Raw genomic sequence first — 25779 nt, forward strand, 5'->3', positions numbered from 1 at the left:
GTGAGTGCCGACACTACCAGGATGAAGCAGGAAGTAAACGAAGCTCAAAGTCCAATATTGTCCAATCTTGAGTAACTTTGGGTAGGATTTATGTAACGGCTTAGGGGACTCTGTCTTAACCCAAGCGTATTGTATTATTTTAAGCAACTGGGTTTCTGTATTCAGAACTGTTGAAAGTACGATCGCCCTTACGCGATTGAATCAAAGTATTTTGCCATTCTTGGGTCATTACTGAGTTATGAGCGATCGCACTTCCTAATTTAAACCTAATTTTTGTCTAAAAACATATACCACATTTCGCTACAAAAAGTTGCAATTTGAACTCTGTTTTGGTCAAATAAGTAAGCTATCCCTATTTTTAATTATATCTGACGATTCATCAAGTTATTGATTTTTTATTCCTAAGTGTTGCGCCTTAACGACTAAAATTTCACTCGTTGATAAAACACTCGTTTCACATTCTCGACCACCGTAACGTAGAATAGGACGATCGCACCCAGCACCAGCACAAAACTCAACGACAACGGTTGAAATCCCAGCAGCGTTCCTAGAGGTGTCCAGGGAATGATGATTGTCACTCCTACGGTAGCCAGCGTCGCCATCAACAAGTATTTTCCCGGTTTACTGTCGAAAATAGATTTTCGAGTACGAACGACCAGCACAACCATCGAAGCAGAGATGACAGACTCCAAAAACCAGCCTGTTCTAAACTGTTGTGGTTGAGCGTGTAGCAGCAACAGCAGCGCCCCAAATGTCAGGTAATCAAAGATTGAGCTCAGCAAACCAAACACAATCATGAAGTTGCGGATAAACTTGATATCCATCCGGCGCGGTTTATTGACTAACTCCTTGTCTACGCGATCGGTGGCGATCGTCAATTCTGGGAAATCAGTTAATAAATTCGTTAGCAAAATTTGACTAGGTAAGAGCGGCAAAAAGGGTAGAAATAGAGAAATTCCCGCCATACTAAACATATTACCAAAATTAGCGCTAGTTGCCATAAAGACATATTTTAAAGTGTTGGCAAATGTAATCCGTCCTTCCTTAACACCTTCGATCAGGACATTCAAATCCTTTTCCATCAACACAATATCAGCGGCTTCCTTTGCCACATCAACTGCGCTCTCGACTGAGATACCAACATCAGCGGCATGAAGCGCAGAAGCATCGTTAATGCCATCTCCCAGATATCCCACGACATTCCCCGCTTTTTTAAGGGCGATGATAATCCGCTCTTTTTGATTTGGTTCTACCTCAGCGAAAACATTGGTATTTTGTACTAGGTGCATCAAGGCTTCATCACTGATTTTTTCTAGCTCAGATCCCGTCAAAGCTTTTGATTCAGGCAGTCCTACCTGCTGAATAATACTGATAGCAACTGCCTTGCTATCTCCAGTAATCATTTTCGGAGTGATTCCCAGTAATTGCAACTCTTTTAGAGTATCAGCGATGCCCGGTTTTGGCGGATCGAAGAGTGCAAGGTAGCCCAGAAATGTCATGTTTGTTTCATCATCTTTGGTGAAGGAATCTTGCTCACAATCCCGATAAGCCACACCCAAGGTTCTAAATCCCTTACTACCCAAATCTTCCGCTTGTTGGTGGAGTTTTTGGCGCTGATCTGCAATGTCGATCGTTTTCCCATCAGCAGTTTCAACGGTTGAGCAAACATCCAGAATATTTTTCAGTGCGCCTTTAGTAATAATTAAATGCGTACTGTCTTTTTTGAACAGAATGCTGAGACGTTTGCGGTTGAAATCATAGGGAACTTCATCGAGCTTTTGATAACCAGAAATGTCAAAGGTTTTGTATTCGCGAATCGCTTTGTCGATCGGATTCACATAACCAGACTCAGATGCGGCATTCAAATAAGCGTAAAGTAAAACCCGATCGCTATTTTCCCCCTCCACATCAACCGCAGAGTGAATTTTCACCTCTCCTTCCGTCAGCGTACCCGTCTTATCGGTGCAAAACACATTCATACTGCCAAAATTCTCGATCGCGGGTAAGCGCTTCACAATCACCCGCTTTTTCGCCATTGTCTGGGCACCGCGCGCCAGGTTAACACTGACGATCGCAGGTAGCAATTGAGGGGTCAAACCCACAGCCAACGCCAGAGAAAACATAAAAGATTCGAGCACAGGGCGATGCAGGTAGACGTTGGCTGCAAAAATTAGAGCGACCAAAACTAGCGTTACTTCCATCAAAAAGTAGCCGAATTTGCTCAGCCCATGTTCAAATTCTGTTTCGGGAGGCCTCAGTTTCAGGCGTTCCGATACTTTGCCGAATTCAGTTTCTTTTCCAGTATGAACAACTACTGCTTTCCCCGTTCCACTAATCACATTGGCTCCCATATAAAGGGAATTGGTGCGTTGATTTAGTCCAGTTTCAGCGGGCAATACACCATTAAATTTGTCAACCGGATAGGTTTCTCCTGTGAGTGCTGCTTCATTCACCGATAAATCTTTTGACTCTAAAACTAGACAGTCGCCGGGAATATTTTTACCTGCACAAAGCACCACAATATCGCCGGGAACTACTTCTTCATTGGGGATTTCTTGAGATTGATTATCCCTCAACACAGTTGCTTTAACTTGCACTAAGGCTAATAGTTTTTCGACGGCGTTAGATGCTCCTCGCTCTTGCCAAAATCCTAATAGTCCGCTGATTAGGACGATCGCCAAAATGATGATGGCATCTAGCGCATCTTTCAGAAAAATCGAGAGCACTGCCGCGAAAATCAGAATCACGATAATCGGACTCTTGAACTGATTGAGCAACAGCACGAATGCGCTCGATTTGTGTGTTTGTTTGAGGCTGTTTGCGCCGTACTGGCTTAGGCGTTGTTTTGCATCAGCACGGCTTAATCCTGTGGCTGTAGAGTGCGTCTGCTGAAGCACCTGCTCCGTGGACAAGCTCCAAAATATGGACTGTGGATTCATGATTTTATACCTGATTTGTTTAAAGGTTTTACTATAGCTTTGACAGCCCTAATTTCAGGTGTATGGACACGGCAGTGGTCATTGGTGTCAACTTAACGCCAAACCCCTTCAGAGACTGTTCGCACCGCCCCTACGAATATATTTGAAAAGCACCAGATGCACCCGTTTTAAATTTGCCATCCCTCACGATGCAAACTCATACTCAATCTCTGTAATTCTTCCTTTAAAATAGAGCCGAATGCCTTCTGGATATTCCCATCCCACCTCGCCTTCTAAAGGAATCAGCATCCCATTGCGAACTGAATATTCCCCAAATCTTCCGCACCAAGGCATCGCAGTTAGCTTGTCGCGATAACGAGCCTCAGCCCGCATAGTGGCGATCGCACCTTCAGCATTAAACTGAAATACGACAGAGACAGTGGTTGCACCATCCGTCAAAGTAGCGCGGGCGGAGGTGTCATTAATCGCCTCCCAGCGCACACCTTGACTGGGCAATAGTGCAGTCGGATACCAAGGAGTCTCAGCCAAGAACCGCAATAATTCACCTTGATTGTTTTCAGGCGCACCGTGCATATTTGCAACGGTAAAAAGACCGAGTAATGATGCGTGTAAACTGCCTTCTCCTAACAAATAGGTATCATGAACAAAGGCATTAACTCCTGGTGCCATCTGGATGCGTGCATCCCAATCAAAACCCGGACGTTGAGTCGTCACAAATTGAGTGGCTGTAAACGGACTCCACTTATCTTCAGTTTCACTCAGATTGAACAGTCCCTGCTGAGAGAGTTTGACCGCAGAGGCGATCGCTTGTCCGTCCTTAATTACTGTCCAAAAAAATCGCTGTACGGGTTCTGGCAAGCCTTCAATCTCTGTTTGGTCATAGATTTTGGGCTTAATTGTCCGTTGTCCATTGATTAATTTTGCTCGTAATTTATCAGTATCTGACTGCCACCGATATTTGCCGTAAATAGTTGCAATTCCCAAGCTGACAGCGATTAAAATACCAATAATTCCAATCCACTTAATCCACATGATACTTACCTATGTTTGTTGATTTAGAATTTGATAGATTGTGATGATTGTAGCGAAACTATTCCGATCGTTCCTGCGACGAGTAATCCGAAATCTTCTGCAATCCCGAAACTCAAAACGAATAATCAGCATTTATGCCGCCCTACTCACTCAGTCGCTATTTGAGGTTTTTCTCTACCAAATTGCCACAGCAAGATCGCACCTAAGCCGAAGAGATTGACTAGGGAAACTACTAACCCTCCGAAAAACGGAATGAGTGTCAGAACAGTCACGATCGCCAAACCCACCAAAAACTGCTGCTGCAAAGATCGATCGCCCTTACCAACCACACGTTGACCCACAAACAGCGCCACACCTAACGATCCGACTAAAGACGCGATCACCGCCGTCAGACTCAGGAGTGGAATCAGTGGAATCCCAATCAGCGTAATCGCTAGAAACACCGTGGCAAAAACAAAGGAAACAGTCGCCCCGATGCCCCATAGAGCAGTCAAACCGGGGCGTTGATGTAATTGTGTCGCCAAATTCGGCAGGAATTGTGGGCTGCTATGCAAAATAAGTAGTCCGAGAATAGCTGCTACTACGGCGGAACAAGTTCTAAAAAGGGCACTGAAGAAATACTGACCGAAGAAGCTACTTCTGCCGCGATTAGAGCCGTACATCATGCCATGTCGATCGCTAAATGTAGCGCGTTCACCAGTAATAATCGCACCCGGTTCCTGCACGATTTTGCCGCCAAAAGAGTAAGCATCACCCTCTACCCGCGCTCCTTTTTTCAGGATGACATCCCCGCCAAAAGCCATAGCAGTATCCAAAACTCTGGCATTAGAAGAAACAGTAACGCTTCCCCCAAAAGCATGGGCATTTTCGACAACTTGATTCTCTGCTACGGTGATGTTTCCACCAAAGCGAATCAGGTTAGTATTGTTGATATTGATATCAGTCTGCGCCAAGGCATTGCCTGCAAATATTAAGCAAATTGTCGCTAGGAAAGCTAAAATTAATTCTTGCCATTTCATCAAGTTTATCCTCATCAATAAAAAGAATCTGGACTATATTTTATGATATTCAACAAAGGTGAGGAAACTGTGAAGAAAGCTTAGGCAGAATAGCAATAATTTATTTTTTTTTTTGCAGATTATGCTAGCTTACTATTTAAAATTGGCGAAGGTACTGTTCTTAAGGAATAGGTTTTATGAAAGCAGGGTTTAATTTATATAATTCTGAGCAATTCAACGGTTTAAATCTCGTCGTGATAAAGCTTGAATCTCTGTTCGCAGTGCGCTAATTTCTGTTTGTAGGGCTTGAATTGTGGTTTGTGCTTGGGTTGATTTTCCCTGAGCAATCACGATCGCAAGTGGTGTCTTTTCTAGTGTCATGGGAACTGATATCAGCTATCACATAGATGGTTCCACAGGCGGGTGTATTGTGGTGCTGCAAACGCTGTTGTTTGTGTTGGCGATGATTTGCTCCAAAACATGGTTTGTTGGTTAGAGTTCGGAATTCAGGGGCGATCGGTGAATAGAGTAGGAGTCGATCGTATGATATCCGGTAGCATCGTCATTACCACACGTATCTAGTATGTGCTAGGGAGTGCGGCACACGTTATTTTGAACTGGCGTTGCACATTTCCAATATGATTTGTCTGGTTTTGTGGGATGCGTGTCTCGTCTGTCGCTTGGGCTAGAGGCGCAAGATATCCAATGCCATTCACTACAACGGAGGGGATCTCTCTCTGGGTTCACAAGAGCATAGCGAGAGCGTGGAAGCCCCCATCTTTCAAGTGGGAGATGAAAAAATTGCCATGCTGCTGGTTAGATATGGGACAGTTTCTATGTAACGCCTTAGCCACTTATAAAGCGGTATGGTAAATTCATTGGCATTTTTCCTGATGGGAGCAATGCGTACTCGAATACACAAAAAAGCAAAAGTTATTTTAGAGGTAATTGCCATATGCCCGTGATGAATAATGCTCATGCTCTGGTTGTTGGTATCGCAAACTACCACAAAATCAATAAGCTTCCAGAAAGTGTTTTGAATGATGCTAAAGATATTTATAATTTGCTGATTAGCCCAGGGCACTGTGGTTATTTGCCTGAAAATGTGCAGTTGTTGCTAGATGATAAAGCAACCAAGGAAAACTTACATCAGGCATTGACTAATTTGGCTCAGGATTGCAACCAAGACTCTACCATTTTCATATATATATCTAGTCATGGTGGGCAGATAGAATCTGGTGAACATATGGGCGAGTATTTGTTGCCAGTACAAATAGACTATACCTCAGAAGAATCATTCGTTGAAACAGCAATTTCTGGCACTCAGTTTACCAAAGCTTTACAGGCGATTCCGGCTAAGAAAAAAGTAGTAATTTTTGACTGTTGTCATGCTGGTGGTATTAGTCAACTTAAAGACGCCAATGCACCTGTTATCAAAGCTGGTTTACCGGAAAGCTATTATAATGTCCTCAAACAAGGACAAGGTACAGTTATTTTAGCATCTTCACGTAGCACTGAAAAATCCTATATCCTCCCTGGTGCAGCTAATAGTCTGTTTACTCAACACTTGCTTGATGGTTTTAGAGGGGGAGCTATTGGCGCAGGTGGTGTAATCCGTATTTTTGACGTTTTTAATTATATGCAACCCAAGGTGACTAGAGATTGCAGCAGTCAGCATCCTGTCCTTATCGCTGAGGTTGAAGAAAACTTCCCCGTGGCACTTTACTTGGGAGGCAAGGTACCAGCACCACTTTCCACGGTATCACCCAACGATGCTTACGAGTATGATGTATTCATCAGCTATCATAGTCAGACACCAGATAAAACCTGGGTTCGTAAGGGTTTGTTACCATATTTAGAATCACAGGGATTACGGGTTTGCATTGATTCTCGCTTCCCGTTAGGTGTACCTATGATTACTAATATTGAACGCGCTATTGAGAAAAGTCGCTATACACTTGTGGTTTTGTCTCCTGCTTACTTAAGCAGCAGTTACGCCGAGTTTGAGAATTTGATCTCTCAGCACTTAGGACTAGAAGAGAGCAAGTATCGTTTAATAGCAGTTAGGCGAGAGCCATGCTTACCAAGACTAGGGCTACGCGCTCTCACCTTGCTGGACATGACTGATGAAGATGAGTTTAAAACTGAGGTAGAGCGATTAGTTTATCAACTGCACCAGCCAGTATCCAGAAGAAATGATTGATGTAGGTAAGTAAGCCTACCTAAAAAACAGAATACCAGATCCCCGACAACTTCGGCGAAGTCGGGGATTTAAAAGAAGAGCATTTTATAGCGTGTGTAAATAACAATACTCCAGATTATATACATGATAAAAACGACAAAATATCACCTGTTTATCTCCTATGCTAATGCTGACAGTGATTGGGTAAAAGGATACTTACTGGAAAAGTTAAAACAGGCTAATATACACTACCACTCGGAAGAAACATTTGGTCTTGGAAAACCGAAGATAGAAGAATTTGAAAATGCTATTAAGCACAGCGATCGCACTTTACTCGTAATTTCCCGTGCTTACTTAGCAGACTTAGAAAATGGTTATAACAGGTTCTTCAACTTGATGGATCAAGATCATGGGGTGCAAACTAGAACTTCGCGAATTATTCCCCTAATCTTAGAACAAGTTACGCTGCCACTCAGACTTAATTTTCTGACACCACTACTTGCGACCAATGTACAAGAGCGGCAGGAAGCTATTGAAAAGCTTCTTCGCGAATTATTGCAACAGGAACCTTCGTCTGATACCCCAGCGAAGCCACCTTGTCCGTATCCTGGGATTAGACCTTTCGACGAGGGCAATAGCCATCTGTTCTTTGGACGTGACCAACTAATCGAAGAATTAATTCAAAGCCTACGGAGTTATCAGTTTATAGCAGCTATTGGAGCCTCTGGTAGTGGGAAATCCTCACTGATTTTTGCAGGCTTAATCCCAAAACTTAAAAAGATCGGTCTTTTCGGTAAAGGTGAATGGCTGGTTTGTAAAGTACGCCCTAGTAATGTACCATTACAAATTTTGGGAACGGCTTTAAATACAGACTTAGCTGAACTTGATGGGGTCGTAGATCAGATGTTAAAAACCCAACCCAAAGCAGAACACCTTTTGTTAGTTATAGACCAATTTGAGGAATTATTTACCCTTGAGTCAAAAGATGATATATTACATTTTCAGAAAGGATTGCTGGGTTTAGTTAAAATTCCTAAATGCTATGTGATTATAACTATTCGAGCTGATTTTTATGGCAATTTGATGGCATCACCACTATGGGAAATAGCTGAAAATCATTTATTAAATATCAAGCCTCTGGATGAAAAAGGGCTGCGACAAGCAATTACCGAGCCAGCGAAAAAATCTAAACCTATGGTGTTTGTAGAGCCAGAATTATTGGAGTGCTTTGTATCAGAAGCAGCAGGAGAACCTGGGATTATGCCATTTGTTCAGGAAACTTTGGTGCAGTTATGGGAGAAACAGAAACAGTCATATTTGACATTAGAAGATTATAAAAGTTTAGATTTTCCTGACAATGATAACACTACTAAAGTTAAAGGCTTACAGGCAGCAATTTCTTATCATGCCAAAGCAACATTTAATCAACTGAGTCAATCAGAACAAGTAATTGCTCGTCGCATCTTTGTGCGCCTAGTGCAGTTTGGTGAGGGACGAATTGATACGCGGCGTCAACAGCCTGTTGATGCTTTACGAAATGCTAGTGAGAATTTTTCTGAATTTGAAAATACGTTACAGCACTTAGTAAAGCATCGTTTGCTTACTCTCACTGGCGAGAAGGAAGTGGCTACTGAAAGTGACCAGGAGAAAAGGGACAATAGAAAAGTGGATATTGCCCACGATGCATTAATTAACGGCTGGCCAACCCTTAAACGGTGGGTAGACAAGCAGCGCCAAGCAGAGGAAGAACGCCGACGTTTGGAGTCTAAAGCAGCAGAATGGATACGCCTTAAGCGTAGAGCTGGTTTATTGGATGCAGAAGAACTTTTGGAAGCTAAAAAGTGGCAATCTAGTAGCGATGCTGCTGAGCTAGGTTGGAGTGAAGACTTACAGAAATTCATCAATGTTAGTGACTTAGCTATTCAAAAAGCAGAAAAACAAAAGCAAACAACCAGACAGCGTATTTTTGGAGGACTAATAACAGTAGTATTAATCGTTTCTGGGTTTGGTGTATCAGCAGAATATCAACGAGGACAAGCAGAATTTCAACGAGGGCAAGCAGAATATAGAGAAAAAACTACTAAATCGCTTCAGTTAGCCACTGCTTCTGAAGCAAACTTAAATGTAGATACTACCCGCAGCGTTTTACTAGCGATACAAGCCAATATAATTCAGGAAACACCTCAAGCTGCTCAGGCTTTATGGAAGGCTTTTCAGCAAAATCACGAGCAATTACAACTAAAGCATGATGGCAAAGTTCTTTATGCTGAATTTAATCCTATAAATTCAAAACAAGTGCTAACGGTTAGCGATGATAGCACCGCAAAAATCTGGAATTTGGACAAGCCTAGTCAGAATCCTATAGTGTTAAAAGGACATACCAAGAGTGTTACTTATGGTAACTTTGATGCAAAAAATCCTCAACGAGTATTAACAGTCAGTAACGATGGTACTGCCCGCATTTGGGATATTAATAATGTTAAAAAACCGATAGTCCTTATTAGCGATAGCACGCAACCTATCAGCTACGGCCGGATTAATCCCAACAATTCTAATCAAGTCTTAACAGTTAGCCAACGTGCCGCTAAATTATGGGATATCAGTAATCCTCAAGCTCCTAAAATGTTAAACAGCTTACAAGGAAGTGAAGGGGAAGTTTGGACTGTTATCTCTGACTCTAAAAATTTTAATCGGGTCATAATCAGCAATAACGATATAACAAGGACATGGGATTCAAGTAAATCTGATAAACCTGTAATTTTAACAGGCGATCAAGCAACTATTTGGCAGGATATTTTTGAGCATAAAAATTCTAGTTTTTATGGTGCTGTCAATCCAGTAGACTCGAATCAGGTCTTAAAAGTTAGTGCAGATGGGAAAGTGAAAATATGGGATATTAAAAAATCTAGTGCTATCTCCACTCTTTACGGTCATACAGCACGAATTAGATGGGCAAGCTTTGATCCTAAAAACCCCAAGCGAATCTTAACAGCTAGTGAAGATAAAACAGCACGGATCTGGGATATTAGTGATAAATCATCTATAATGATATCTAATCGAAAAGGTCAGCAAGGCTCTAGTATTGTATCTGCGTCTTTCCGTCCCGACGCACCAAATAAATTATTAACTGTCGCTAGAGACGGTACTCTTACTAACTGGGATATTAACAACCTCAAAAACAACCAAATATTAGAAAAGGAACTTGATTCTATTGAGTATGCTCGGATTGACCCCAATAATCTAAATCGCATTGCAACTGTTAACCGAGGTGGTGATGCAAAATTAATAACAGATAAATCTGTGATTCCTTTAATAGCCAATGGCAAAGTAGTAAGTATTACTTTTGATCCAAACAATGCCAATCGGATATTAACAGTAAATAATATTAGATCAACAGCAACAGTTTGGGATGTGAGTAGCAACCCTCCTAGAAAGTTGCAAGAGCTAAAAGCACCACCAAGTAGTCCGATGAGCCAAGGCGAATTTGACCCCAAGGACTCAAATCGTGTAGCAACAGTTGGTGGCGACGGAATAGTCAGAATCTGGAATCTTAAGCGACCGAAGCAACCAGAAAAAAACTTGACTGTAAGCCGAGACCAATTATGGCACGTCAGTTTTGACCCAAAAGACTCTAACCGTATTGTGACAATGGGAAGTGATAAAGTAGCCCGTGTCTGGGATATTGCCAGCGATAAAGTAATAACGGAATTAACTGGACACCAAGATATAGTTAATTATGGTAGCTTTGAACCTAACAATTCTAATCGGGTGCTAACTGTTAGTTACGATGGTACTGCTCGTGTATGGGATTTAAGAAATCCAGATAATCCATTAATTCTGAAAGGACATAAGAAAGAAATATTTTATGGTAGCTTTGATACCAATAATTCCAATCGAGTGATAACAGTAGATAGCGAAGGAGTAACACGAATTTTTAAGATAGGTGGCAAGGATTTATTATCTCTTTCCTGGAATAATGCTAGTCGTTGCTTTAATGAGAAAGAAACAAAAGATTATGACTTGAACAACCAAGATTTTTGGAGGCGAGTGTCTGCATATCTTAACAATAAGCAATCAATATCTACTCAAAATCAGCGTCCATATTGTAAGTAACTAATTCTGGAGATTAAACATGAAAAACAAACTTGTCATCACTTTGCTGTTATTGTCCACCAGTCTGTCAGTTGTCCTAACAGGATGTGATCTGAGTAGTAACTCTCAAAACAACAGCTCTCTAAACAATAATTCTCAAAATAATAGGTCTCCAATAAAAGCAACTGAATGGAATGAAGTAAAAGTAATAATGAAAAAAGCAGAAATAAACGCAGAGGATTTACAGAAAATTAGTAGATACGATTCTTCTCAAATTAGTGACAATAAAATTGAGGAAATAATAGATATTTATAATTCCAGCAAAAATCCAGAAATTAGAAAAGAAATACTAAATATAGTAGATCGCAACTTATACAATCTTAAAAAAGGTAATAATTTTAAAAAATTATTACTTTTATATCAAAATATTATTAAAACTGATGATAAAAATCTAACTCCTATCGCTCTAAGGGGACTCGTATTTGCAGAAGGAGATTCTGAAAGTCCAAAATGGCAAGATTGGTCTTGGTCAAAAGAACTTGTTATTTTACTAGAAGAAGCTGTCAATAAAAAACTTTATAATTTATCTGCATTTGGATATTATGAGCAATTAGCTTTAGCTAATAAATACCCAAATTCACTTTTTACCAAAGGTTGTAGGGAATATATGAAGTTCTCTGGAGAGACATATTTTCCTGGAAATCAAGATATAAAGATAGTTTTTAGACAGCCATTTATTCCTCAAATAGAAATAAATAGTTGGAAAAATTTTGTCAATAAATACCCTGGACACCCTGGTTCAAATGATGCACTATATCGCTTGGCGCGTGCTTATGAGGTACAAGGAGATTATGAAAATGCAATAATATATTATTACGAATCATCTGAAGCGCCTGATGGTCTTTTTAAAGATGTAGCCAGAGGAAGAATTCTTTTCATTATAGATTTATTAATGTCTAGCGAATTGCTAGCTAAATTTCTCACTAATCATCCTAATCATCCTCTAACTCCATACATTAAATATAGTAAAGCAGTTCATTTAATACGAGAATATAAATATTCACTTGTTGAGTCTGAACTTGAGGATTTTCTAAAAAATTACCAAGATGGTAAATATCCCCATCTAGTACGCTCTTTTTCAGAAGATTATCTTGGAGCAATTTTTTGGACTAAGGTAAAAGAGCAATTAGACCAAGTAAAAAAATTAGCTAAGATTCGCAATCAACAACCTAGTGATAAAAATTTGTATGAGGAAGCTAAGTTATGGATTGATGAGCATCAAATAGATGATGGATTTACTGCATATAATTATCTGTGGACAGGAAACTTAAGGAGAAAACATTACACGTTTGTTCCTCCAAAATGGGAAGGTATTATCACTTACAATGCAAAAACAGTAACTGCTGACTTTATAGATAAAACCAATAAGAATTATAAATTGCAAATTAGTTACTTGAGAAGCATAAAGTTATTTGAACAGCTCCTTGAACAGTATCCTAAGTCTGAGCTTGTTGAAAAAGCTAAATATTCTATTGCTCTGAACTACTACTATTTGTGGGGACGTGAATATCCGACATTTTCTGAAAATACAACTTCTTGGGAAGATCAGGCAGTTAAGAGCTTTGAAGAATTTATCACAGAATTTCCCAATAGTTCTATGGTAGATGATGCCTTGTATACAATTGCGTATATCAAGATTAGAAATGAAAGTAATGATTCACAAAAAGTTGCTGAGGAAGCACTGCAAAAGTTATTAAAAAATTATCCCAATTCAAAGATTAAAAAACAGGCTGAAGAATTGATTAAACAAATAGTTTACAAGCCTTAGCTGATTTAATCTCACTTGCCGAGTTCTCTGCCACTTTGCGGCCTGCTAACAGAACTTGGGGCTCAGCAATCAAGAATGAGGACACGGCAATGCCGTTTCCCTACAATTAATCTGGGTAGGGACTAAGGCACTGCCGTCTCCTCCATTTCTATCTTTCTGCCTTCATCAACAAGATTATTAGAAATCAAAACAGGTAGAGCTTCAGAAGCTTTCAAAGACCAGGTGTTATCCGCAGTCAAATCCAAAATAGTCTGGTGATAGTTACTCAAACTTTCTCGATGTCCAATGCTCAAAAATGTCATACCAGAGGCTTCTAACAGTTGGTATAAATGCTTTTCATTACTAGGATCGAGGGCGCTAGTAGCCTCATCTAAAATTGCGTAACTAGGTTTATTGAGCAGCAGACGTGCGAAAATTAGGCGCTGTTGTTCTCCCAAAGATAGAACCTGCGCCCAGTTTTGTTCAGTGTTAAATCCTTCATGCGTTTGCTCTAAGTTGGGTAAATTTACCTGGATCAAAATTTGCCTCAACTGCGAATCTTCAACTTCCGAATTCATATTTGGATACAGCATTTGATCGCGTAACGTCCCTAAAATCATGTAAGGCCGCTGCGACAAAAACAACATTTGATCCAGGGTAGGTCGCGAAATTGTGCCACTTCCTGCATCCCACAGTCCAACGATCGCCCTTAGCAAAGAACTTTTCCCGCACCCGCTAGGCCCTCTCACCAGCAAACCCTCGCCAGTAGACAGTTTCACAGATAAATCCTCAACCAAAGTCCGTTGACGGTTAGGTATTTGGAGGGTCATGTTTTCGATCGCCAGTCGATCGGCAATTTCAGTTTTGATACTTGTTTTCTCAACGCCCTCAGACTCCTGAGAAGTTAAGCGATCGGTTTCCAAACACTCTAAAAAGGTGTATAAACGCTCGACACCCGCGCCAAAAGTAGCGAGGGATTGAAAGCGCGCCACAATTAGATTGAGCGAGAAAAAGACTCGAATGAAAGCTCCTTGCGCCTCGGTAACTTTACCAACTTCTAAGTCACCCGCAAAAATGCCGGGCGCGACTACAATTGCAGGCAGAATGAACGGAATAAATTCATAGGCGTTAGTCAGGATATTCAGATTCAATTCCCAAAAAATTAACCGCTTGAAGTTATCAAATGCTTCGGCAAATCTGCCTTTGACTTGAGCTGACTCACGCGGTTCTCCCTGATAAAAGGCGATCGCCTCCGCATTTTCTCGCACCCGCACTAAACTAAACCGAAAATCAGCCTCTTTTTTAAGCTGCCCAAAATTGAGTCGCATCAAGGGCTTCCCAAATACCCCAACAGTCGCCAAGGTGCCAACCAGCGCGTAGAGCACCAAAAACAAGATTAATGGCTTAGAAATGCCCCAGAGTACCCCACTAAATGCCGCCACCGCTAACAAAGAATCAACAACTACTAGCAGTAGTTTTAACGATTCTTGGGTAAAACTTTTGACATCTTCAGCAATCCGCTGATCCGGGTTATCAATGTCAGCATCGGCATGATTTAGATGATAAAATGCCCGATTCTGGAAATAGCGATCGACAAAATAGTTAGTCAGCCATCGCCGCCACTCCAAGCCCAGGCGATCGCGCAAATAATCATAGCCTGCATATAATGGTGCATAAATAACTAATGTCCCGGCAAAAATTAGAATTGTTTGCCAAAATCTAGCTTCATCGTGAGCAGACAATGCCGAAATTAGCTCGCCTCGCTTGTTGTTGAGCAGCACGCTCAGTCCCGTGTAGCCAAAGGATAACAGGATGACTAATAGCAATAAGCCGCGCGCCCGCCATTTTTCGTCGCTTGACCAGTATGATTTGGCGATCGACCAGAACTGTTTGAGTATAGTTAGATTAAATCGTTGCATTACTTTTTTCATACAAAATTGCTCACCTATTTAATATAATAGGAAAACAGGATTGAAAGCGCAAAACTTCCAAATCTTGGCTTTGAAAAATAGCAGGTGTGTCAAACTGTGTCCAGGAAAGATGGCAGCGCGATCGGCAAGGAGTAGTAGCGGAACATCGCCCCTCGTTCCATAAATTGCTCCATCACTAGCAATCTTTACTGATTACTTTCAAGTATTGCCTTCGTCTACAAAAGTCCTTGAATATTCGTGCCGCGATCGCTGCTAGCTGTTAAGTAGATGGGTTCACCCTTGGAGTTAAAGGATACCCTCGCATCTTTGACATTAAAACCTTGCTGTGGTATAATACACACGAATAGAGCAAGATAGTGATTAGAATGCGGATAAATTATCAAACTAGGATAAATTTACTGGGTTTGAGCGATCGCCTAAAAATCACGACTCACAAGAATAGCGATAGCCTACAGCAAACCCTTTAACAGATAGATAATTGAGGCGATCGCCTAGAACTCACGACTCACAGGAATAGCGATCGCTCACCGCAAACCCTTTAGCAGATAGATAATTGAGGCAATCGCCTAGAACTCACGACTCACAGGAATAGCGATCGCATACAGCAAAACCTCTAGCAGATAGATAATTGAGGCGATCGTCCTTCATCGGAGAAAGCGATCGCAGTAACTTGACAGTTAGCCAAAAACACAGTTATAATGCCCCTAAAAGATCGGCGATCGCACTAAACTGCTATTTGGAGTAATTTTATTAAGCCGACCCAAAAGAGCGGTGATCTCGCTTCATCAAAAAAAGTGGGCATAGCAACCCATAATAATCGCACTTAACCCAAGCCGCTAGTTGTCGCGCACTCATTGATCTCATAATTAACAAGGAAGAATAAATATGATTACAAATAGCCATTTAATTTCAGGTGAAACATTTATTTCTCAAAATAGACCAGATACAACTCACAACTTTCCGCCAGATGATGAAATTAACGAAAAATACAAAAAGGGAGAGATAAGAATTGTAACAGAACAAGCTCGTTATCCACTTGATAGTATAAAAGCTATGCTTGACAGTGCAAAATATATCCTCAATCCTGAATACCAACGTAGAAAAAGGTGGGACAATGCTCGAAAATCTCGTTTGATAGAATCATTCATAATGAATGTACCAATTCCACCTATCTTTCTGTATGAAATAGAATACTCTATTTATGAAGTAATGGACGGACAACAAAGACTGACAGCTATATATGATTTTTATAAAGGAAAATTTGATCTAGAAGGATTAGAGTATTGGCAGGAACTTAATGGGCGAAATTATCAAAATTTACCTGAGCAAGTTAGAAGAGGTATAGATAGACGATATTTGTCTTCTATTATTTTATTGCAAGAAACAGCTAAAAGTAAAGAAGAAGCTGAATATCTCAAACAGATAGTTTTTGAAAGATTGAATAGTGGAGGAGAGAAGCTAACTGCACAAGAAACAAGAAATGCTTTACAAAATGGTAAATTCAACCAATTATGTATAAAACTTTCTCAAAATGAATATTTTCGTAAAATGTGGAATTTACCTTTAGAAAGTCAAGGAGAAAAAAAATTACTTGAAAGTGAGTCTTATCGCAAAATGGAGGATGTTGAATTAGTTTTGCGGTTCTTTGCTTATCGTCATATAGATAAGTTAAAATCCCCAGTAGATAAATTTTTAGATGAGTATTTAAAACAAGCAAATAGTTATCCTGATGAAACAATGAATAAACTTGAAAATATTTTTAATGAGACTATTTACTTAATTTATCAAATATTAGGAAATTCAGCTTTCATCCCTCCATATGAAGGGCGTAACAGAAAAACGCCATTAAAAACTATTTATGATCCAATAATGCAGGTATTTGCAAATAATATTTCTCACAAAGAAATTTTTCTTAAACACAAAGGGACTATAGAGAAGAGTTTATATTCCGGTAGAAAATCACCATTTATACAACAGGAAAAAAGTAAACATCTTTTTGATGGTAGCTATAATAACAAAAAAGATGTAGAAGCACGCATTCAGTATTTTCAAAAATTTCTACAAACCTATATTAAATAAACTTTAGTAGAAATTATGAATATACAATCATTGGAAAACTTCAAAAGAGAATTAAATCAAATTAAAGAATATTTAAAACACATTCAATATGTAAATGATTTAACAGCTTATGCCATTATAGACACTGACAATGGACAAATCAAGGAATTACTTAATAGACTAAAAGAGCATGATAGGGGTTTTAGAACAGATAAACGAATATTTGAATATAAAGCTTCTATTATTTCACTTTATGGACTGCTAGAAAAATATGTAGAAATCTGGATTAAAGAATATCTTGATTCCCTCTCTAAAGTAGTACCTGAATATAATCAAGTGGATGAAAAGATTAGAATTAATCATTTTGAACTGTCTTTAAAATTGATAAATACTATTGCAACCAGAGAAAGTGCTAAATATCAGCATCTTACAAAAGAGGAGGTATTAAAGAAGTTAAATGAATGTATTGTTAATCCTAGCAACTATCAAATTAACACAGAAGCGTTTGTTCTTTTATCAGGTAATTTAAAACATAATAAAATTGTAGAAATATTCAATAAGTTAAGTTTAGATTTAAACGATGAATTACTGAAGAATGAAGAACTTAATAATGAGATCGGTTTAACACCAGAAAGAATTTCCACAATAGGAAAAGATATTTTGTACAATAAAATCAATGATTTAGTTGAAAGACGAAACCAAATTGCTCACGGTTCAGAAAACGTAGAGGATATCAAAAGCATATCTGAATTAGAACCTTATATTCAATTTTTAGAAAAATATTGTCAAGCTATTTTTCAAGCATTATTTGAACAATTTATCAAACAAGAATCAATACATACTTTTCAAAAAATAGAAAAGGTGATTAAAATTTTTAATGATAAAATATTAGCATTTGAGATTGAAAATTATACGATAAAAGTTAAAGATATGCTAATTATTGAAACTAAAGAAGGAAGATTTTATAAAAAACCTATTTTGACCATTCGATTAGATGATCAATCATATCCAGAACTGGCAGTTATAGAAAAAACAAATATTGGTATTAGCGTTGAGCCTAAAATAAAGCCTAACCAAACATTTTACATAATCAAAAAATAGTGCGATCGCTCTTAGTTGAGATTGATCCTACAGGAATAATGGCGATCCTCATATTACCTTAAGCTAATTGGCGATCGCGTTGTCTCAGGCACAGTGCGATCGCCATCGCTGTAGGTGCGTTACTCAACGCGCCTTTTTACTTTTAAACATGATGAATTTGTAATTATCTGATTTTTGGGATGTTCATTAATGTGATCGCTGCTCTTGTCGGTTAAGTGGGATCGCAGATTGATTAAGCTTGACCGATCGCCTTCACCGCAGCAAGATACCGCTCCTTCACATTTTTGTAGTCCAACTCCTCCGCAATTCCTTCGACACTACCACGTTCAATCATATCTGCATGACGCTGTAGTGTGGTTCGGTCTGGTATTCTGTGAGTAAAGGGCGCGATCGCTGATCTTGTAGGTTAAGTGCGATCGCCCAAAACTCACGACTCACAGGAATGGCGATCGCTTTAGGGTGAGTTAATGAAATGTAACGCTCCTTATTTTTGTTTGAACGAAAGCATTCTGTTCAAAAATGTAGGGAGTGAGAGATTTTCCAAGCACATCAAGGTAAAAACTTCGCTACACAATCGATCGCACTACTCCACCCTCAACTCGTAGGGCAGCCCCATTAATCGCAGAAGCTAAGGGACTGGCAACAAACGCAACTAACGCAGCAACTTCAGACGTTGAAGCAAATCGCTGAATTAGGGAAGATGGACGCATCTTAGTAAAAAACTCTTTCTCAACTTGTTCGATCGAAATATTTTGATCCTTCGATAATCCCTGGATAAAGTCTTCCACCCCTTCAGAGCGAGTTGGCCCCGGCAATACCGTGTTTACAGTTACATGACTGCCCACGGTTGTTTCCGCCAAACCGCGACTCAACGCCAATTGTGCAGTTTTAGTCACGCCATAATGAATCATTTCGGCGGGAATATTCAAAGCAGATTCACTAGAGATGAAAATAATCCGTCCCCAATCTTGCTTCAGCATCAGCGGCAAATAATGGCGCGAGAGCCGCACACCGCTCATCACATTCACTTCCAGAATGTTCATCCACTCTTCATCGGAGATATCTTCAAAGGCCTTGGAGCCATAAATTCCTAAGTTATTCACCAAAATATTGACTTCTGGTACTTTTTGAAGTAGCAATTCAACTCCGGCTGGCGTTCCCAAATCGGCAGCAATTCCTTGAAGTTTGGCATTCGGCACACTTTGCTGAATGCGATCGATCGCATTATTTACGCGCTCTTGCGTTCTGCCATTGACAATGACCGTCGCTCCTTCTTCGGCAAGTGTGGTAACAATTGCCAGTCCAATTCCACCCGTTGAACCACTGACCAATGCAATCTTTCCTGATAGTTTGAGATCCATACTTTGTTAAACCAAATAACGTCAAACAATTCTCTACAACTTGGGTTAAATTAATCGATCGCACCCTAATCCAACTTTACCACCATTTTGCCAATCATATTAAACAGATTATTCGGGCCCGGCTGCGGCTTGTTGTAACCAGAAATACTACCGCAAGCGATAATCCGGCCGTGCACCCGCAGGGCTGAGAGCGCCGCTTGCAGGGTTTCGCCTCCTACATTATCGAAATAAACATCAATTCCGTCCGGTGCCGCTTGGTTCAATTGTTCGAGGACTGGGCCAGAATTGTAATTGAAAGCGCGATCGAATCCGCATTCTTCTAGCAGAAACTTGACTTTTTCCGCTGAACCTGCTGAGCCGATAACCTGACATCCGCGCAATTTTGCCAGTTGTCCCGCCACACTTCCCACCGCGCCCGCAGCACCCGAAATAAAAATCACATCGCCTGCTTTAACATCTACCAAATTCAATCCAGCCCAAGCCGTCATCCCCGTCATACCGATCGCACCGAGATAAACCGATAGCGGTTGAATTTCGCTGCTGACAGGATGCAACTCTTTGGGCGCTGCGGTGAAGTATTCCCGCCATCCAAAGTTGGAAGTGACGACATCACCGGGCTTGAATTCTGGGGCACGCGATTCGATGACTTCGCCGACTGCGCCGCCTTGTAGAACTTTACCTAACTCGAAGGACGGAACATAGGATTTGCTCTCGTTCATGCGTCCGCGCATATACGGATCGACTGATATATAGCGATTGCGAACGAGCACTTGTCCGTCTTGAAGTGGCTTTATTTCGGTTTGGGCGATCGCAAAATTAGCTGCGGTTGGCATCCCGTTGGGGCGGGAGACTAGGTGAATTTCGCGGCTCATGATATCTGTCATAATTTGCTCCTAACCTGTAAAAGTTGACTGTTTGGGTAAGTCCTGTTGAACTCAGAATTATCCAACCAGCTCAACTAACTTGTAATTCGATCAATGTTTGTGTCCCAGCAGCGTCACTAATCCGAAGCGCTACCATCACACCGAGTGAGTTTTGTCCCGTTAAAACTTCAGTTGGTGAATCGATCGTGTGAGCGTAAGTCACCTCATCTTTACCAACTTCAATCACCAAATCATCTCCTTTTCCAGGGCGATCGTAAACCATCGCATGAAGAGGTGCGTTCTTAATCAATTCTGCGTCACCGACTTCTGAACCGATGATTTCGATCGAAATACGCCGTCCGCGATTGCCATCGGTAAACTGATCGAAAAATTCACCCCATCGCTCGCGGGGCACAGATTTGTTGATTTCAATCTTGTTGGTCATTTCCATTTTATTCACCATCATGATTCCTGTAAAAGAGTAGTAAAAAGCAATTGAGCATGAGAGGGCTGTTTTATTCTCAGGAAAACGAGGTTTTTGTAGGGTCGTGCCCCCGTGCCGACCCTCTCATCAACCTGACGGACTCTTGGGAGTGGAATACTCCCCTATTGTTGTTAGTTGAAAGCCTTAGACTGCGATCGACATACTCATTTCCTGACTAATTCTGTCTAGCATTTGCTTCGCCTGACTGACATCGTGATTGCTACCTGTCACCAGGATAATAAACTCGCCTGCTTGGATTTGAGTGTCATACTTCACCACCTCATGCTTCGGGATTCCTAAGCCTCCCAAGGCACCAGCCAATCCTCCTACAGCAGCGGTACCAACGCCACCAACAACCGTTCCTTCCAACCAACCCGCCAACACCCCCGCAATGGGGCCAGCAACGACTATAGGAGCCATTCCAGGAATAAACAGCACTCCAGCCCCGGCTAAAATGCCAAATAAACCTCCGACGAAGCTACCCCAATAACCACCACCTGCGGCTCCAGCTTTGGCTGTATCTTTCCAGGTGAGAAATCCGCGCACGTGTTCAGTTGTGTGGTAGTCTTTGCCAATTATCGAGAGCTTTTGCATATCGAAGCCTTTTTTTTGCAGCTCCAATACAACTCTTTCTGCTTCTGAATGGGAGGGGAAATGACCAACAATCGTATGTGTGTATGACATGAGTTTGTTTCCTTTGTTATTTGTCCGCATGACGGACAAAATTTTTGATTTTTGATTTGCTTTTTATCTTTTAACGTTCGATTTCACCTCGTCGAGTTTCGATTGAATCTCAGCTTTGGTTTCTTTCGCCGTTCACTGAAACTTTAACAAGAATTTCCCAATATAATCTCTACCTTTTGATTGAATATTCACACAAATTTTCAAGCCTAATCTATACCTTTTGAATATTTTAAGAGGATTTTATGACAAACAAAAACAGCGGAATAATTGCCATTATACCGCTCACAAGCATCTATTCTAAATTAGGTCAAATTTGGCGCATTTGAAAAGCGAAAGTCAGGATACGGCAGTGCCGTTTCCCTACAATTAATCTGCGTAGGGAAACGGCACTCCCGTCTCCTCTTCCTACAATTAATCGGCGTAGAGAAACGGCACTGCCATCTCCTCCTACAATTAATCTGCGTAGGGACACGGCATTGCCGTCTCCTCTTCCTACAATTAATCAGCGTAGGGAAACGGCACTGCCGTCTCCTCTTCCTACAATTAATCAGCGTAGGGAAACGGCATTGCCGTCTCCTCTTCCTACAATTAATCAGCGTAGGGAAACGGCATTGCCGTCTCCTCCTTACTTAGTAGTTCCCGCAGCAGTTGTGGCATCTAATCTCGTGCAAATCGCTTTCAAGGTAGCTGCTTCGGCTTCTTCCATCGTCGCCATTGCGAATAAAATCGCTGTATTCGCATAGTCTTCAGCTTTATCGGCTCGATGTTCGAGTTTCTTGACTTCGCGACTCGTCTTCCATTCCTCGACGTTCGACTTCACCTCAGATTCTGTTTCCTCGAATTGAGTTTGGAGCTTTGCCCGATACCGATCAAATTCTTGTTTCTTAGCTTCTAGATTTGTCTTCATTCCGTCAAGTTTCGATTGCAGCTCAGCCTCAGTATTTTTCGTTGCAGATTGAACGCTTTCCTTCAGCAATTTTGCCCGATCTTCAATCGCTTCTAAATTGTCGTGGAGTTGTTTGGTGAAGTTGTCAATTGTCGTACTCATGGTGATTCCTCTAGTTGAGTTTATCGGACTTGTCGATAGTGTTATTCAATTGCCATTGGGCCACAAAAGTCTTTGTTGTTAGTGACCTCATCTACTGGTGAAAGACTGAAACAACTCTTTAATGATTTGATGCTGCTGAGTTATTATTTTCAATACTAGCTTTAAAATGTGAAGGAAATCTGAGGTTTTTGTAAAATAAATATATCGCTAATTTATCACTATAGAGATGTGTTTTGGCGCATCAGAACGGTTGTCAATTCCGGCTGCGCCGTCAGGTGACAAGCGAGGATACGGCAGTGCCGTTTCCCTACGCCAGATAATTGTAGGGAAACGGCACTGCCGTGTCCTGATTTCTCCCAAATACGGGCTGTGGATTGATTATTTGATACCTGATTTTTAAATTTTACACAAGCAACCTTTGCTGCTAGAACTAATGTTTTCCCGTCTCTGACTATGGCCTGACTTTTGTAGTTTGTTTCAACAGTTCAAACCAAAGCAAGCTAATCAATCCACCGCCCAAACAGATCGCTAGATCGATCGCACTTAGCAGAGAAAAGCTAAACAAATGACGCAAAAACGGGACATACAGCACCAACCCAAGGAACAGCAGTCCCCCCACCAAGCACCCACCACAGCGCAGGATTTGGGGATTTCAGTATTTTAAAGCTGAGGTGCGAGGTTGAACCGGGAGCTCAAAATTAGTCCTAAATTTGCCAAAATTAACGTCGTAAACGTTAACGCACGGGCATCAAATTCGCCTTGTCTGCGATATAGGGCGATCGCAAAAATCGCCAGCACGATCGCCAAAATTCCGCCCCCTTGCAACACAGCCAACGAGAGCGTTTTCTTGCCAAATAAAGGTTCTTTGGGGTTGCGGGGAGGGCGCTGCATCACCGTTGCTTCTGCGGGTTCGGCTTCTAAGACGATCGAGCAAGCTGGATCGATAATTAAATGTAAAAATGCCACGTGAACCGGAAGCAATACTAACGGCAACTTAAACAATACTGGAATCAAAGACATTCCGGCGATCGGGATATGAATCGCAATCAGATATGACATGGCTTTGCGGAGATTGTCAAAAATTCTGCGCCCCAGTTTGACTGCTTGGACGATCGACGAAAAATCATCATCTAATAACACTAAAGCCGCAGATTCACGAGCCACATCCGTGCCTCTCTCGCCCATCGCAATCCCGATTTGAGCAGCTTTGAGAGCAGGAGCATCATTCACTCCATCCCCTGTCATGGCAACGACTTCGCCTTTGGATTTTAGGGCATTAACTAACCGCAACTTGTGTTCGGGAACGGCTCGTGCAAAGATATTTGTACTTTGAATCCGCTGCTCTAATTCAGCATCGCTCATGCCATCTAATTCTGATCCGGTGACAATGGCTCCCATCTGCATCAATTCAACTTGACGGGCAATACTTTGAGCAGTTTCTGGATAATCACCGGTAATCATTACGACTCGAATTCCAGCGCTATAACATTCTTGAATCGCCGCCTTAACGGTTGGACGTACTGGATCGGACAGTCCCACTAATCCGATAAATTCAAACGGAAAGTCATGTTGTTTTTCCGGTAAACGATCGATATTCAGCGACGGGTGAGGTGGCAAAAATGGCGGCGGCGCACCAACAAGTGAGGCTTTGGCAACACCTAATACCCGCAATCCTTGACTTGCCATTTGACTAACTTGCGCTGCCATCATTTGCTGCTGTTGGGGCGTGAAATGGCAGAGATCCGCGATCGCCTCCGGTGCTCCTTTTGCCGCAACTTCATACAACTTGCGATCTGCTGACTCCCAAACGTGAGACATTGCCAATAGATGCGGTGACAGCGGATATTCTCGCAACAGTTTCCAATCGCTGTGCAAATGTTCGGTATGCGCCAGATAGCGATCGCCCAATTGCTTAAACGCTTTTTCCATTGGATCGAATGGATCTCTTTGGCTTGCCAGAATACAGAACTCAACTAATTGATGAACTGCTTCTGGGAGTGCTTCTGATGAATGTAATCCCAAATCATAAGGCTGAGGGTTTTCTGCCTGGTTGTAGGCTAACAACTGCTGCACAGCCATCTGATTTTGAGTCAGCGTCCCGGTTTTATCGACGCACAAAACGGTTGCGGAACCTACAGTTTCAACGGCTGAGGCGCGACGTGCTAAGACATGATTCTGAGAAATCCGCCAAGCTCCCAAGGCTAAGAAGATTGTCACAACTACCGGAAATTCATTCGGCAAAATTGCCATCGCTAAGGTAATGCCGGCGAGCACTCCTTTAAGCCAATCTCCTGTAGTGAATCCATAAATTACCACAATTGCCACACAAAGCGATAAAGCAATGCCAAATAAACGGCTTACCAAGCGATTCATTTCCTGTTGCAAAGGCGTCGTTTCTGGCTTGATTTTTTGTAAAGCCTTGCCAATCTTGCCCATTTCTGTTTGAGCGCCGATCGCCTTAACTTGAACAATTCCCTGTCCCTGAACCACCAATGTGCCAGAATACACAAACGGCAATTCATCGCCTCCGGGACGCGCCATCTCCACGTTACCCACAGCGGTAACTTTGCGAACCGGTAGGGATTCCCCGGTTAATAACGACTCATCGGTTGAGAGATTTGAGCAAGATAGGACGATCGCATCCGCAGACACGCGATCGCCCTCCGCGAGCACTAAGAAATCGCCTCGAACCACTTCTCGCCCCGCAATTCGTTTTCGTTCCCCATCCCGAATCACCAAGGCGCGAGGGCTGGAAAGATCGCGCAGGGCTTCTAGGGCGTGTTCGGTTTTGCCTTCCTGGTAGAGACTAATTCCGGTGATAAACAAGACGAAACCTATCAGAATTAAGGCTTCTTGTAAGTCGCCTAAAATCCAATAAATGATACCACCGCCGACGAGTAAGAGAAAAATCGGATCTTGAATGGTGTTCCAGGCGATCGATAACAGATTGCGCGACTCAGCCGAGGGGAGTTCGTTGTAGCCGTCGTCTTTGAGTCTGGCGATCGCATTTAGCTCAGATAAGCCGATCGCAGTATTGGGATCGAAAGTCGCAACCATATTTCTTTTTCCTATGAAATATTAAAAATAGATCGATCTCAGTATTGTCAGCAACAGGCAAGATGCCTGTTCCACAAGAAATTCACTCTTTAGTGGAACAGGCATCTTGCCTGTTCCTAATTGTCAGCAACAGGCAAGATGC

18 protein-coding genes are annotated in these 25779 nt (G+C 41.5%); 6 read left to right on the forward strand and 12 right to left on the reverse strand.

Annotated elements, in window-relative coordinates:
- Positions 1-422: 422 nt before the first annotated feature.
- From mgtA to JGK22_RS24045, 4 genes are all read right to left on the reverse strand, one after another.
- A complete protein-coding gene (gene mgtA / locus JGK22_RS24030; RefSeq protein WP_293313917.1) occupies positions 423-2939 on the reverse strand; it encodes a magnesium-translocating P-type ATPase in 2517 nt (838 codons plus the stop codon).
- 183 nt (positions 2940-3122) lie between these two features.
- Positions 3123-3971, reverse strand: a complete 849-nt coding sequence (locus JGK22_RS24035) for a DUF6544 family protein (protein WP_293207963.1) — start codon at positions 3969-3971, stop codon at positions 3123-3125.
- A 146-nt stretch (positions 3972-4117) separates the two neighbouring features.
- Positions 4118-4990: a hypothetical protein gene (locus JGK22_RS24040; protein WP_293192995.1), complete on the reverse strand. Its 873-nt coding sequence runs from the start codon at positions 4988-4990 to the stop codon at positions 4118-4120.
- A gap of 213 nt (positions 4991-5203) precedes the next feature.
- On the reverse strand, positions 5204-5350 hold the full coding sequence (locus tag JGK22_RS24045; protein WP_293192998.1) for a hypothetical protein: 147 nt from the start codon (positions 5348-5350) through the stop codon (positions 5204-5206).
- On the opposite strand from JGK22_RS24045, the gene JGK22_RS24050 reads away from it, so the two are divergent.
- The 4 genes from JGK22_RS24050 (at position 5349) to JGK22_RS24065 (ending at position 13071) form a co-directional block, all read left to right on the forward strand.
- Positions 5349-5465 carry a metal ABC transporter permease gene (locus JGK22_RS24050; RefSeq protein ID WP_293193001.1) on the forward strand — a complete coding sequence of 39 codons (117 nt, stop codon included), beginning with the start codon at positions 5349-5351 and terminating at the stop codon, positions 5463-5465. The genes JGK22_RS24045 and JGK22_RS24050 overlap by 2 nt on opposite strands.
- A 468-nt stretch (positions 5466-5933) precedes the next feature.
- Positions 5934-7172 (forward strand): caspase family protein, encoded by a 1239-nt coding sequence (locus tag JGK22_RS24055; RefSeq protein WP_293193003.1) that lies wholly within the window; start codon positions 5934-5936, stop codon positions 7170-7172.
- Positions 7173-7295: 123 nt separating this feature from the next.
- A complete protein-coding gene (locus JGK22_RS24060; RefSeq protein ID WP_293313920.1) occupies positions 7296-11264 on the forward strand; it encodes a TIR domain-containing protein in 3969 nt (1322 codons plus the stop codon).
- A 19-nt stretch (positions 11265-11283) separates the two neighbouring features.
- Entirely contained in the window at positions 11284-13071 is a 1788-nt protein-coding gene (locus JGK22_RS24065) for a tetratricopeptide repeat protein (protein WP_293207958.1), read from the forward strand.
- Between the two features lie 122 nt (positions 13072-13193).
- Here JGK22_RS24065 and JGK22_RS24070 read toward each other — a convergent pair whose 3' ends face one another.
- Entirely contained in the window at positions 13194-14969 is a 1776-nt protein-coding gene (locus JGK22_RS24070) for an ABC transporter ATP-binding protein/permease (protein ID WP_293219725.1), read from the reverse strand.
- Positions 14970-15866: 897 nt separating this feature from the next.
- Between JGK22_RS24070 and JGK22_RS24075 the strand changes: the two genes are divergently transcribed.
- Positions 15867-17060: a DUF262 domain-containing protein gene (locus JGK22_RS24075; protein WP_293207953.1), complete on the forward strand. Its 1194-nt coding sequence runs from the start codon at positions 15867-15869 to the stop codon at positions 17058-17060.
- A 15-nt stretch (positions 17061-17075) separates the two neighbouring features.
- A complete protein-coding gene (locus JGK22_RS24080; protein ID WP_293207951.1) occupies positions 17076-18140 on the forward strand; it encodes an MAE_28990/MAE_18760 family HEPN-like nuclease in 1065 nt (354 codons plus the stop codon).
- A gap of 566 nt (positions 18141-18706) precedes the next feature.
- Here JGK22_RS24080 and JGK22_RS24085 read toward each other — a convergent pair.
- The 7 genes from JGK22_RS24085 to JGK22_RS24115 form a co-directional block, all read right to left on the reverse strand.
- Positions 18707-19501 (reverse strand): SDR family oxidoreductase, encoded by a 795-nt coding sequence (locus JGK22_RS24085; protein ID WP_293219727.1) that lies wholly within the window; start codon positions 19499-19501, stop codon positions 18707-18709.
- Positions 19502-19566: 65 nt separating this feature from the next.
- Complete coding sequence (locus JGK22_RS24090; RefSeq protein ID WP_293313923.1) at positions 19567-20385, reverse strand: NADP-dependent oxidoreductase; 819 nt, start codon at positions 20383-20385, stop codon at positions 19567-19569.
- A gap of 70 nt (positions 20386-20455) precedes the next feature.
- Entirely contained in the window at positions 20456-20809 is a 354-nt protein-coding gene (locus tag JGK22_RS24095; protein WP_293219729.1) for a DUF5335 family protein, read from the reverse strand.
- Between the two features lie 183 nt (positions 20810-20992).
- Entirely contained in the window at positions 20993-21532 is a 540-nt protein-coding gene (locus tag JGK22_RS24100) for a general stress protein (protein ID WP_293186954.1), read from the reverse strand.
- A gap of 625 nt (positions 21533-22157) precedes the next feature.
- Positions 22158-22580: a hypothetical protein gene (locus JGK22_RS24105; protein WP_293207946.1), complete on the reverse strand. Its 423-nt coding sequence runs from the start codon at positions 22578-22580 to the stop codon at positions 22158-22160.
- A gap of 451 nt (positions 22581-23031) precedes the next feature.
- Positions 23032-23199 (reverse strand): cation transporting ATPase C-terminal domain-containing protein, encoded by a 168-nt coding sequence (locus JGK22_RS24110; protein ID WP_366026510.1) that lies wholly within the window; start codon positions 23197-23199, stop codon positions 23032-23034.
- Positions 23200-23240: 41 nt separating this feature from the next.
- A complete protein-coding gene (locus JGK22_RS24115; RefSeq protein ID WP_293313926.1) occupies positions 23241-25637 on the reverse strand; it encodes an HAD-IC family P-type ATPase in 2397 nt (798 codons plus the stop codon).
- Between the last annotated feature and the right edge of the window lie 142 nt (positions 25638-25779).

The organism is Microcoleus sp. PH2017_08_TRC_O_A, assembly GCF_020738665.1.
Lineage (GTDB): Bacteria > Cyanobacteriota > Cyanobacteriia > Cyanobacteriales > Microcoleaceae > Microcoleus.

Excerpts from the sequence above, each read along its gene's own strand:
- mgtA (WP_293313917.1), bottom strand. The coding sequence starts at position 2,939 with ATGAATCCACAGTCCATATTTTGGAGCTTGTCCACGGAGCAGGTGCTT.
- JGK22_RS24035 (WP_293207963.1), bottom strand. The coding sequence starts at position 3,971 with ATGTGGATTAAGTGGATTGGAATTATTGGTATTTTAATCGCTGTCAGC.
- JGK22_RS24040 (WP_293192995.1), bottom strand. The coding sequence starts at position 4,990 with ATGAAATGGCAAGAATTAATTTTAGCTTTCCTAGCGACAATTTGCTTA.
- JGK22_RS24050 (WP_293193001.1), top strand. The coding sequence starts at position 5,349 with ATGGGAACTGATATCAGCTATCACATAGATGGTTCCACAGGCGGGTGT.
- JGK22_RS24045 (WP_293192998.1), bottom strand. The coding sequence starts at position 5,350 with ATGACACTAGAAAAGACACCACTTGCGATCGTGATTGCTCAGGGAAAA.
- JGK22_RS24055 (WP_293193003.1), top strand. The coding sequence starts at position 5,934 with ATGAATAATGCTCATGCTCTGGTTGTTGGTATCGCAAACTACCACAAA.
- JGK22_RS24060 (WP_293313920.1), top strand. The coding sequence starts at position 7,296 with ATGATAAAAACGACAAAATATCACCTGTTTATCTCCTATGCTAATGCT.
- JGK22_RS24065 (WP_293207958.1), top strand. The coding sequence starts at position 11,284 with ATGAAAAACAAACTTGTCATCACTTTGCTGTTATTGTCCACCAGTCTG.
- JGK22_RS24070 (WP_293219725.1), bottom strand. The coding sequence starts at position 14,969 with ATGCAACGATTTAATCTAACTATACTCAAACAGTTCTGGTCGATCGCC.
- JGK22_RS24075 (WP_293207953.1), top strand. The coding sequence starts at position 15,867 with ATGATTACAAATAGCCATTTAATTTCAGGTGAAACATTTATTTCTCAA.
- JGK22_RS24080 (WP_293207951.1), top strand. The coding sequence starts at position 17,076 with ATGAATATACAATCATTGGAAAACTTCAAAAGAGAATTAAATCAAATT.
- JGK22_RS24085 (WP_293219727.1), bottom strand. The coding sequence starts at position 19,501 with ATGGATCTCAAACTATCAGGAAAGATTGCATTGGTCAGTGGTTCAACG.
- JGK22_RS24090 (WP_293313923.1), bottom strand. The coding sequence starts at position 20,385 with ATGACAGATATCATGAGCCGCGAAATTCACCTAGTCTCCCGCCCCAAC.
- JGK22_RS24095 (WP_293219729.1), bottom strand. The coding sequence starts at position 20,809 with ATGACCAACAAGATTGAAATCAACAAATCTGTGCCCCGCGAGCGATGG.
- JGK22_RS24100 (WP_293186954.1), bottom strand. The coding sequence starts at position 21,532 with ATGTCATACACACATACGATTGTTGGTCATTTCCCCTCCCATTCAGAA.
- JGK22_RS24105 (WP_293207946.1), bottom strand. The coding sequence starts at position 22,580 with ATGAGTACGACAATTGACAACTTCACCAAACAACTCCACGACAATTTA.
- JGK22_RS24115 (WP_293313926.1), bottom strand. The coding sequence starts at position 25,637 with ATGGTTGCGACTTTCGATCCCAATACTGCGATCGGCTTATCTGAGCTA.